Annotated in this window: 13 protein-coding genes; 8 read left to right on the top strand and 5 right to left on the bottom strand. The window is 64.0% G+C overall.

What is annotated here, in order from left to right:
* The first annotated feature begins 28 nt into the window (after nt 1-28).
* Nucleotides 29-379 (top strand): hypothetical protein, encoded by a 351-nt coding sequence (locus AC56QQ_RS01430; RefSeq protein ID WP_489858892.1) that lies wholly within the window; start codon nt 29-31, stop codon nt 377-379.
* A 29-nt stretch (nt 380-408) separates the two neighbouring features.
* On the opposite strand, the gene AC56QQ_RS01425 is transcribed toward AC56QQ_RS01430, so the two are convergent.
* The 3 genes from AC56QQ_RS01425 to AC56QQ_RS01415 all read right to left on the bottom strand — a co-directional run bounded on the left by AC56QQ_RS01425 (nt 409) and on the right by AC56QQ_RS01415 (nt 2,733).
* Nucleotides 409-1,113: a glutathione S-transferase family protein gene (locus AC56QQ_RS01425; protein WP_497125279.1), complete on the bottom strand. Its 705-nt coding sequence runs from the start codon at nt 1,111-1,113 to the stop codon at nt 409-411.
* Between the two features lie 151 nt (nt 1,114-1,264).
* A complete protein-coding gene (locus AC56QQ_RS01420; RefSeq protein WP_497125278.1) occupies nt 1,265-2,473 on the bottom strand; it encodes a beta-ketoacyl-[acyl-carrier-protein] synthase family protein in 1,209 nt (402 codons plus the stop codon).
* 5 nt (nt 2,474-2,478) lie between these two features.
* Entirely contained in the window at nt 2,479-2,733 is a 255-nt protein-coding gene (locus AC56QQ_RS01415) for an acyl carrier protein (RefSeq protein ID WP_006325998.1), read from the bottom strand.
* A gap of 205 nt (nt 2,734-2,938) precedes the next feature.
* On the opposite strand from AC56QQ_RS01415, the gene AC56QQ_RS01410 reads away from it, so the two are divergent.
* The 5 genes from AC56QQ_RS01410 to AC56QQ_RS01390 are packed head-to-tail and all read left to right on the top strand — an operon-like array spanning nt 2,939 to nt 5,316.
* Nucleotides 2,939-3,781, top strand: coding sequence for an urease accessory protein UreD (locus tag AC56QQ_RS01410; RefSeq protein WP_497125277.1), 843 nt, complete (start codon nt 2,939-2,941; stop codon nt 3,779-3,781).
* 28 nt (nt 3,782-3,809) lie between these two features.
* Complete coding sequence (locus AC56QQ_RS01405) at nt 3,810-4,112, top strand: urease subunit gamma (protein ID WP_006325996.1); 303 nt, start codon at nt 3,810-3,812, stop codon at nt 4,110-4,112.
* Between the two features lie 10 nt (nt 4,113-4,122).
* Nucleotides 4,123-4,380 carry a DUF1272 domain-containing protein gene (locus tag AC56QQ_RS01400; protein ID WP_497125275.1) on the top strand — a complete coding sequence of 86 codons (258 nt, stop codon included), beginning with the start codon at nt 4,123-4,125 and terminating at the stop codon, nt 4,378-4,380.
* Between the two features lie 32 nt (nt 4,381-4,412).
* Nucleotides 4,413-5,003 (top strand): HupE/UreJ family protein, encoded by a 591-nt coding sequence (locus AC56QQ_RS01395; RefSeq protein WP_489858896.1) that lies wholly within the window; start codon nt 4,413-4,415, stop codon nt 5,001-5,003.
* 7 nt (nt 5,004-5,010) lie between these two features.
* Nucleotides 5,011-5,316 (top strand): urease subunit beta, encoded by a 306-nt coding sequence (locus tag AC56QQ_RS01390; RefSeq protein WP_497125274.1) that lies wholly within the window; start codon nt 5,011-5,013, stop codon nt 5,314-5,316.
* 86 nt (nt 5,317-5,402) lie between these two features.
* Here AC56QQ_RS01390 and AC56QQ_RS01385 read toward each other — a convergent pair whose 3' ends face one another.
* Entirely contained in the window at nt 5,403-5,897 is a 495-nt protein-coding gene (locus AC56QQ_RS01385) for a hypothetical protein (protein WP_497125273.1), read from the bottom strand.
* Between the two features lie 114 nt (nt 5,898-6,011).
* Complete coding sequence (locus AC56QQ_RS01380; RefSeq protein ID WP_489858898.1) at nt 6,012-6,386, bottom strand: hypothetical protein; 375 nt, start codon at nt 6,384-6,386, stop codon at nt 6,012-6,014.
* Nucleotides 6,387-6,553: 167 nt separating this feature from the next.
* Between AC56QQ_RS01380 and ureC the strand changes: the two genes are divergently transcribed.
* Nucleotides 6,554-8,266: an urease subunit alpha gene (gene ureC / locus AC56QQ_RS01375; protein WP_497125272.1), complete on the top strand. Its 1,713-nt coding sequence runs from the start codon at nt 6,554-6,556 to the stop codon at nt 8,264-8,266.
* Between the two features lie 95 nt (nt 8,267-8,361).
* A complete protein-coding gene (locus tag AC56QQ_RS01370; protein ID WP_489858900.1) occupies nt 8,362-8,955 on the top strand; it encodes a hypothetical protein in 594 nt (197 codons plus the stop codon).
* Nucleotides 8,956-9,005: the final 50 nt, after the last annotated feature.

Below are 9,005 nucleotides of genomic sequence, written 5' to 3'. Positions count from 1 at the left end.
GCACTTCCGCCTAAAAGGATTCCGTCCGATGGCACAAAAGGCAAGAAAGCCCGCGCCCGCCAAGGGCAAGGCAACCCAATCGAAGACAGGCGCCGGCCCCGCTATCGCCGAGCGTTCCAAGGATGCGGCAAAACCCGCTTTCGGCAAGGCCGCACCAAGAAAAGTGGTGCCGGGCGCAGCGAAGGCTCCCGCGAAAGCCGCCAAGCCGAAGAAGCCGGCAAACACCAACGACTCCTTGGCGGGAAGCGCCATGCGCACGGCCAAGGCGACGGCCAATGTAGCGGCTGGCGCCGTCGTCATCGCCGCCAGGGGTGCCGCATCGCTTGCGGCTTCCGTCATGGGCAAGAGTGGTTCGAAAGCCAAGGCAAAGGCCAAGTAGCCGGAACCGCGTTTCCGGCGAGCTGCACCTCAGCCCCTCGCCGGAATCGTGAGACCCTTCTGCACCGCCGGCCGTGCGAGACCACGCTCCAGCCATGCCGCCAGATTGGCGAAATCATCGAAACCGACGAGTTCGCGCGCTTCGTAGAAGCCGATCAGGTTGCGCACCCAACCGAGCAGCGAGATGTCGGCGATGGTGTAGTCATTGCCCATGATCCACTTGCGGCCCTTCAGCCTGTCGTCGAGCACGCCGAGCAGCCGTCGCGATTCATCGCGATAGCGCTCCAGCGGGCGCTTGTCGGCAATCTCGCGACCGGCAAATTTGTGGAAAAAACCGAGCTGGCCGAACATCGGGCCGACCGAGGCCATCTGGAAGAACACCCACTGGATCGTCTCGTAGCGCCGCGCCGCGTCCGCCGGGATCAGCAGGCCGGTCTTTTCGGCGAGGTAGAGCAGGATGGCGCCGGATTCGAACAGGCCGATCGGCTTGCCGTCCGGGCCGTTCGGATCGATGATCACCGGTATCTTGCCATTGGGATTGAGCGACAGGAACTCCGGCGTCCAGCTTTCATTCTTGCTGATGGCGATCAGGTGCGGCTCATAGGGCAGGCCGAGTTCCTCCAGGGCAATCGATATCTTCACGCCGTTCGGCGTCGTTGCCGAGTAGAGCTGGATCTGGTCCGGATGCTTGGCCGGCCAGCGCGTTGCGATCGGGAAGGCGGACAGGTCAGCCATGGAAAACTCCTGAATGGGGGGGCGTCGAGAGGCGCGGTTTGGCGGGGGCGGGCCAAGGATTAGGCGCGCGACGCGGCATGATCAATATGGCGGCGACAGTTTCGCCGTGCACGGACAGTCAACGGAACGGACGGCGCGGGACGGTCCGGAATCAGACCGCCTTGAACGCCAGCACCGCATTGGTGCCGCCGAAAGCGAAGCCATTGCTGATCGCCGCGCGCACCTTGCGCTCGCGTGCCACATTCGGCGTGACGTCGAGGTCGCAATCGGGGTCGGCCTCGCGAAAATTGGCCGTTGGCGGCACGATGCCTTCGCGGATCGCCATGACACAGGCGATCATCTCCAGCGCCCCCGACGCGCCAAGGCAGTGGGCATGCATCGATTTGGTCGATGACACCGACAGTCTGTAGGCGGCGTCGCCAAAGACGCGCTTGATCGCCGCCGTCTCGATCTGGTCGTTGGCCTTGGTGCCGGTGCCGTGGGCATTGAGATAGTCGACATCCTCGGGATTGAGCCCGGCGTCGGCCAGGCAGGCGCGCATGGCGGCCGTTGGTCCTTCGATGGTCGGCGCGACGATGTCGGACGCGTCGGCGGAAAGGCCGGCGCCCGCAATTTCAGCAAGAATGGTGGCGCCGCGCGCCATGGCATGCTCGTAGCTTTCCAGCACCGCCATGCCGGCGCCTTCGCCAAGCGACAGGCCCTGGCGGTCGGCCGAGAATGGCCGGCACGTATCCGGGGCCAGCACCCGCAACGCTTCCCAGCCCTTCAAAATGCCCCAGACCAGCGGTGCATCGGTGCCGCCGGCGACCATCACATCGGCGCGGCCGAGCCTGATCTGGTCGACCGCCGAGGCGATGGCGTGGTTGGACGACGAGCAAGCCGAGGTGACGCCGAAAACCGGACCGCGCAGACCGAGATTGATGCTGACCTGGCCGGAGGCCGCACTCGGCATCACTTTCGGCACGGTGAAGATGCCGGCGCGATTCTTGCCCTCGATCAGGATGGCGCGATAGCTCTCCTCGATCGCTTCCCAGCCGCAGACGCCGACGCCGACGACGGTGCCCATCCGATAGGTGGTGGCTTCATCAGCAACCAGGCCGGACTGCTGCAATGCCTCTCTGGCCGCGATCACCGCCAGCAGGCTGAAGCGGTCCATCGACACCAATTGCTTGCGATCTATGCCGTGATCAGGAAGTGTCTTGATTTCGCAGCCGACCTTGACCTTGAGATCATGCAGATGCGGACTGCTGATCGCGCCGATGGCCGAGCGGCCGGCACGCATTTCGTTCCAGATCGCGGCTGCGTTGGTGCCGAGCCCGCAAATGCCGCCCATGCCGGTGATGACGACGCGCTTGTGCATTCAGTTCAAGCTTTTTTCGCGATCAGCGCGCGAACAGCTTCGACCATGTCGCCGACATTCTTCAGATTGCTCCAGGCATCGACCGTGTTCATCTCGATCTCGATGCCATATTCTTCCTCGAGATCAAAGATGATCTCCGTCAGCTCCAACGAATGGATACCAAGCGCTGTCAGTTCGGTATTGGTGGTGATTTCCTCGCCGCCCGGCTCGGCATGAGCCTTGATCTTCGCGATGATATCCGTTGCCAGCTGGTCGGCCATTCGGTTTCTTCCCCACTTTGTCGCGTTTCCCGACGCCAATTGAACAGCGCCCCTTGTTCTCCTGGTATCAAGCCGTCGTCGTCGCTTTATACCCCCGCCAAGCGCTGCATGACCGTACCAAGGTGGTTCCCTCTATAGAAACCAAAACGTTGTCAAGCAACAAGCTATATATCGACAAAGCCGCCGTAGTGCTTAACGTGCAGGCATGGATACGATCGAACATGGCGGGATTTCGACGCTGCCGGCCCAGCGCGCGGCGGGCTTGGCGCGGCTTTCCTGTGGTGTTGGCGACGGTCGCACGCGCTTGCTGCGCCTCTATCAGGATGGCGCCGCCAAGATAAGGATGCCGACCGTCGCGGCCGATCCGCTCGAAGCGGTGCTGATCAACACCGCCGGCGGGATGACCGGCGGCGACCGTCTCGGCTGGCAGGTGGATGTCGGCCCCGGCGCCTCGGCGTCGGTAACGACCCAGGCCTGCGAAAAGATCTATCGCGCGGCGTCCGACCGTGCCGAAGTGCGGGTCAGATTGTCGGTCGGCGAAAACGGCCGCATCGCCTGGCTGCCGCAGGAAACCATCGTCTTCGACCGGGCTGCGTTTGCCCGTACGCTCGATGTCGAGCTTGCCGCCAACGCCGAGGCGCTGGTGCTGGAGGCCACGGTGTTCGGCCGCCTGGCCATGGGGGAGCGCGCCGCGCAGGGCAATTTCCATGACCGCTGGCGGGTCCGCCGGGATGGCTCCCTCATCCATGCCGAGGATTTCCGCGTCGGGCCCGATATCGCTGCCATGCTCGGCCGCCCCGCGATTGCCGGTGGTGCGATCGCGATGGCGACGCTGCTGCTGGTGTCGCCGCGGGCCGATGCCCTGCTCGATCCGGTTCTGGACATCGTCGGCGACCAGGGCAGCGCCAGTGTCTGGAGCGTGGGGAAATCTGGCAAGCTTCTTGCGAGGCTCTACGCCGACGACGGCTACCAGCTCCGCCAGCGGCTGGTTCCTCTCGTCGAACTGCTCAATGGTCGGGCGGGCCTGCCCAAATTATGGTCACTGTGATCTTGTCTAAGTCAGTCCGGGAAAACGCATGAACCTGACGCCGAGGGAAAAGGACAAGCTGCTGATCGCCATGGCGGCGATCGTGGCGCGCAAACGGCTCGAACGCGGCGTCAAGCTCAATCATCCGGAAGCGATCGCGCTGATCAGCGACTTCGTCGTCGAGGGCGCCCGCGACGGCCGACCGGTCGCCGAACTGATGGAGGCCGGCGCCCATGTCGTCACCCGCGCGCAAGTGATGGAAGGCATCGCCGAGATGATCCATGACGTGCAGGTGGAAGCGACGTTCCCCGACGGCACCAAGCTGGTGACCGTGCACGAGCCTATCCGGTGAGGAGAGAAAAATGCTTGAACTGCGCCCCAACTGCGAATGCTGCGACAAGGACCTGCCGCCGGAGGCGGCGGATGCGGTGATCTGCACCTTCGAATGCACCTTTTGCGCCGATTGCGCCGAAAACGTGCTGGACGGCGTCTGCCCCAATTGCGGCGGCAATTTTTCAGCCCGGCCGATCCGCCCGGCAGCGATGCTGAAAAAGTATCCGGCTTCGACCAAACGCGTTCTCAAGGCCGAGGGCTGCGGCCCTGCCCGCGAGGCCGCGTGAGCACAACGACACTTCAAACGGAAGGCAAATCGATGATGTCAGCCAAACGCCTGTGCCTCTCGGCGATCCTGCTGCTGGCCGCTTCCATGCCGGCCTATGCCCATATCGGCGGCGGCGGCACGACCTCCTCCTCCACGGCCGGCTTCATGCATCCGCTCTCCGGCCTCGACCATATGACTGTCATGATCGCGGTCGGTCTGTGGGCGGCGCTCAAGGGGGGCAAGGCAATCTGGGCATGGCCGGCGGCCTTTGTCGGCGTCATGGTGGCCGGCGGCGCGCTCGGCATGCTGCACATGCCGCTGCCCTTCGTCGAACCGGCCATCCTGGCCTCGGTCGTGGCGCTCGGGTTGCTGGTGGCGCTGGCGGTCGATCTGCCGGTTTCGGCCGGGGTCGCCATCATCGGCCTGTTCGCCCTGTTCCATGGCCATGCCCATGGCACCGAAGTGCCGGAAAACGCCGGCGGGCTTGAATACATGGCCGGCTTTGCCATTGCCACCGCGTTCCTGCACGCCATCGGCATCGCTGCAGGCCTTGGCCTCGGCATCAGGTTCCGTGGTCTGGCCCGCGCCGCGGGTGCGGCCTGCGCGGCGGTCGGTGCCGGCCTCGTCTTCGGCGTTCTGTGAGGGCGCGATGATCCCGGGCGAAGTCATCACCGCAAGCAGCGACATCGAGCTCAACAAGGGCCTGCCGACCGTCACCCTGAAAGTGGCAAACAGCGGCGACCGGCCGATCCAGGTCGGCAGCCACTACCATTTCTTCGAGACCAATGAGGGGCTGAAGTTCGATCGCGACCGGGCACGCGGCATGCGCCTCGACATCGCCGCCGGCACCGCCATGCGCTTCGAGCCCGGCCAGGAGCGCGACGTCACACTGGTGCCGCTCGGCGGCAAGCGCGAGGTCTACGGATTTCAGCAGAAGGTGATGGGGAAGCTGTGAGATCGATGGCGTCTTATGCGCGTCGCCCAAAAGTGTCGAGCGGTGTTGGGGCACCGACATGCATAAAAACAAGTGGCGCTTTCGACTCAGTTCGACGGCTTGGCCGCGGCGTAGATGACGATCTTTCCTGGATCGTCGAATTCGACGGCGAGAACATCCTCGGCAAGCACGCGCCGCGACTCGATGGCGTTGAACAGCAGAGCGTTGGCCTCGATCTCCTTGCGCAGTTCAGCAATGTCGTCCTGATGCTGCTTGACCTTGCTTTCGATAACCGGCGGCGGGCCACCTTCGCTGCGCGCGGCGTCGGTGAGGAACACGATATCGACCTTGTCGAGCTTGGACGTCTTGCGCACCGTGCCGATGTTTTCACGCGTCCGCTCTATCGCCGTGTTGACGTTCCCAGCTTCGGCGTTGGCCTTGGCCTCTTCCTGCCTGACCTCCGAGCCGATGATACGGTTGACGGTCTCCGGGCTTTCAAGGCCCTGCGCATTCAGCGCGGCGTGGGGGACGCTCGCTGCCAGAAACGCAGTTGCCGCGACGGCATGCAACCATCGGGCATCGGGCAAGGTGGTGATGGACATCGCTCGCTTTCGAGATTTGTTTCAGCACTCAGGAAACGAAACGACTCCAGCCCTGCCACGGTTCCCTTGCCGGTGTGGGCGGCGGGCCGGAATTTGGCCCGCCGCTCCGCGTCCTCAGCTCGCCTTCTTGGTGATCAGGGTCAGCGCGCCGTTGGGCTGCATGCTGGCCGCGATCACTTGCGCCGAGGTAAGCCCCTTGGCTTCGAGCGCCGACTTGACCTCGGGCGTGGAGTCGATCGAACTGCGCAACTTCTGCAGGCCGGCGTCGCCACGCTTGGCGATCACCTGGTTGACTTGCGTCTGCGTGGCCTCGGGCAGTTCCTTGATGTCGACGATGTTGACGCTCTGGATCGTCGGCGCGGCCGCCGGCGCACCGGGTGCCGCTGGCGTGGGCGCGGCGGGCGTTTGAGCCGGCGTGGGCTGCTGCTGGGCACTGGCGGCGCTCGCCAGCATCAGGCTGGCCGCCGCGAGAAGTATCATCTTGCGCATGGATTTTCCTTTCCAACGATTGACAAATGGTCGTTTTGGGGTGGCCGGCCCACCTCAACCGGGAAATGGGATCAGAAGGTGTCGCCCAGCGGGTCATTGCATGACCATAGGATGGCGACGCCATGGAGTTCGGCTGCGGCCAGAGTGTATTTCGGGAGCAATTGCTGATGGCTAGAATCACCCGCGCCGCCTACGCGCAGATGTATGGTCCGACTGTCGGCGACAGGGTGCGGCTCGCCGACACCGAGCTGTTCATCGAGGTCGAGAAGGATTTCACCATCCATGGCGAGGAGGTGAAGTTCGGCGGTGGCAAGGTCATCCGCGACGGCATGGGCCAGAGCCAGGTGTCGCGGGCACAGGGCGCCGTCGACACCGTCATCACCAACGCACTGGTGGTCGATGCCAGCGCCGGCATCTTCAAGGCCGATATCGGCCTGAGCGACGGCCGCATCGCCGCCATCGGCAAGGCCGGCAATCCGGACACGCAGGATGGTGTCACCATCATCATCGGCCCCGGCACCGAGATCATCGCCGGCGAAGGCAAGATCCTGACCGCCGGCGGCTTCGACGCGCACATCCATTTCATCTGCCCGCAGCAGATCGAGGAAGCGCTGATGAGCGGCATCACCACCATGCTGGGCGGCGGCACCGGCCCGGCGCACGGCACGCTGGCAACGACCTGCACGCCGGGGCCGTGGCACATGGCCCGCATGATCCAGTCGTTCGACGCCTTTCCGATGAATATCGGCCTGTCGGGCAAGGGCAATGCATCATTGCCCGCAGCGCTCGAGGAAATGGTGCTGGGCGGCGCCTGTTCGCTGAAGCTGCACGAGGACTGGGGCACGACGCCGGCGGCGATCGACTGCTGCCTGTCGGTCGCCGACGACTACGACGTGCAGGTGATGATCCACACCGACACGCTCAACGAGTCCGGCTTTGTCGAGAACACGGTGGCTGCGATCAAGGGCCGCACCATCCATGCCTTCCACACCGAAGGCGCCGGCGGCGGCCACGCGCCCGATATCATCAAGGTCTGCGGCCTGCCCAACGTCATCCCGTCCTCGACCAATCCGACAAGGCCCTACACGGTCAACACGCTTGCCGAGCATCTCGACATGCTGATGGTCTGCCATCATTTGTCGCCGTCGATCCCCGAGGACATCGCCTTTGCCGAAAGCCGCATCCGCAAGGAGACCATCGCGGCGGAAGACATCCTGCACGACATCGGCGCGTTCTCGATCATCTCCTCGGATAGCCAGGCCATGGGCCGCGTCGGCGAAGTCGCGATCCGCACCTGGCAGACCGCCGACAAGATGAAGCGCCAGCGCGGGTCGCTGCCGCAGGAAACCGGCAACAACGACAATTTCCGCGTCCGCCGCTACATCGCCAAATACACAATCAATCCGGCCATCGCGCACGGGCTGTCGAAGCACATCGGCTCGGTCGCGGTCGGAAAGCGCGCCGACCTGGTGCTGTGGAACCCCGCCTTCTTCGGCGTCAAGCCGGACATGGTGCTGATCGGCGGCATGATCGCCGCCGCCCCGATGGGTGACCCCAACGCCTCGATCCCGACGCCGCAGCCAATGCACTACCGGCCGATGTTCGGCGCCTATGGCAAGGCAAGGACCAACTCGTCGGTGACCTTCGTCTCGAAAGCCGCGCTCGAGTCAGGCCTGCATGGCAGGCTCGGCGTCGACAAGCAGTTCGTCGCCGTGGAAAACACGCGTGGCGGCATCGGCAAGCATTCGATGGTGCTCAACGACGCCACGCCGCATGTCGAGGTCGATCCCGAGACCTACGAGGTCCGCGCCGACGGCGAATTGCTGACCTGCGAACCGGCAACGGTGCTGCCGATGGCGCAACGATACTTTCTGTTTTGACGCGAAATCGGTGACCGGGCCGGCTGGTGCAAAATCCGTTGCGGCTGGTGACCGGACGCCGCAATATGCGGCTCAACGAAATCGCATGACTAGCCATGGCCACCGAAATCGCCTCTGCCCACGACGTTTTCCCGCATATCCGCATCGTCATGGGCATGGTGATCGGGCTCGGCGTCACCCGCCTTTTGTCGGGACTGGCGCGCATCGTCCAGCATCCCGGCCAGTACAAGCTCTACCCCGTGCATCTGGCCTGGGTCGCCTCGGTGCTTCTGATGCTGGTGCATTTCTGGTGGTGGGAGTTCGGCCTCTACGCCATCGAGAACTGGACCTTCGGCAAGTACCTGTTCATCATCTTCTACGCGATCACGCTGTTCCTGCTTTGCGCGCTGCTGTTTCCGGATTCAATGCTGGACTACACCAGCTACGAGGATTTCTTCTATTCGCGCCGAGGCTGGTTCTTCGGCCTTCTGGCAGCGACCTATCTGCTCGACGTCATCGATACGCTCTTGAAGGGGCCGGAGCATTTCGCCCGCTTCGGCAGCGAGTACCTGTTCCGCACGCCGGTCTTCGTCGCGCTCTGTATCGTCGCGATCCTGGTGCGCGACCGCCGCTTCCACATCGCCTTTGTCGCGGCCGCGCTCGTCTATCAGATATCGTTCATCCTGCGGCTCTTCGACACGATCGTTTGAGCGGCATTGGGTGGACCGCTGGCATGGTCTAGGCTTCTGAGAAAGCAGGG

The organism is Mesorhizobium sp. RCAM 05099 (assembly GCF_059683685.1).
Note: the sequence above shows the minus strand (reverse complement) of the source record. Positions and strands in the feature narration are given on the sequence as shown.

What these genes read in the sequence shown, in the direction of transcription:
- AC56QQ_RS01430 (WP_489858892.1), top strand. Translation starts at nt 29, where the DNA reads ATGGCACAAAAGGCAAGAAAGCCCGCGCCCGCCAAGGGCAAGGCAACC.
- AC56QQ_RS01425 (WP_497125279.1), bottom strand. Translation starts at nt 1,113, where the DNA reads ATGGCTGACCTGTCCGCCTTCCCGATCGCAACGCGCTGGCCGGCCAAG.
- AC56QQ_RS01420 (WP_497125278.1), bottom strand. Translation starts at nt 2,473, where the DNA reads ATGCACAAGCGCGTCGTCATCACCGGCATGGGCGGCATTTGCGGGCTC.
- AC56QQ_RS01415 (WP_006325998.1), bottom strand. Translation starts at nt 2,733, where the DNA reads ATGGCCGACCAGCTGGCAACGGATATCATCGCGAAGATCAAGGCTCAT.
- AC56QQ_RS01410 (WP_497125277.1), top strand. Translation starts at nt 2,939, where the DNA reads ATGGATACGATCGAACATGGCGGGATTTCGACGCTGCCGGCCCAGCGC.
- AC56QQ_RS01405 (WP_006325996.1), top strand. Translation starts at nt 3,810, where the DNA reads ATGAACCTGACGCCGAGGGAAAAGGACAAGCTGCTGATCGCCATGGCG.
- AC56QQ_RS01400 (WP_497125275.1), top strand. Translation starts at nt 4,123, where the DNA reads ATGCTTGAACTGCGCCCCAACTGCGAATGCTGCGACAAGGACCTGCCG.
- AC56QQ_RS01395 (WP_489858896.1), top strand. Translation starts at nt 4,413, where the DNA reads ATGATGTCAGCCAAACGCCTGTGCCTCTCGGCGATCCTGCTGCTGGCC.
- AC56QQ_RS01390 (WP_497125274.1), top strand. Translation starts at nt 5,011, where the DNA reads ATGATCCCGGGCGAAGTCATCACCGCAAGCAGCGACATCGAGCTCAAC.
- AC56QQ_RS01385 (WP_497125273.1), bottom strand. Translation starts at nt 5,897, where the DNA reads ATGTCCATCACCACCTTGCCCGATGCCCGATGGTTGCATGCCGTCGCG.
- AC56QQ_RS01380 (WP_489858898.1), bottom strand. Translation starts at nt 6,386, where the DNA reads ATGCGCAAGATGATACTTCTCGCGGCGGCCAGCCTGATGCTGGCGAGC.
- ureC (WP_497125272.1), top strand. Translation starts at nt 6,554, where the DNA reads ATGGCTAGAATCACCCGCGCCGCCTACGCGCAGATGTATGGTCCGACT.
- AC56QQ_RS01370 (WP_489858900.1), top strand. Translation starts at nt 8,362, where the DNA reads ATGGCCACCGAAATCGCCTCTGCCCACGACGTTTTCCCGCATATCCGC.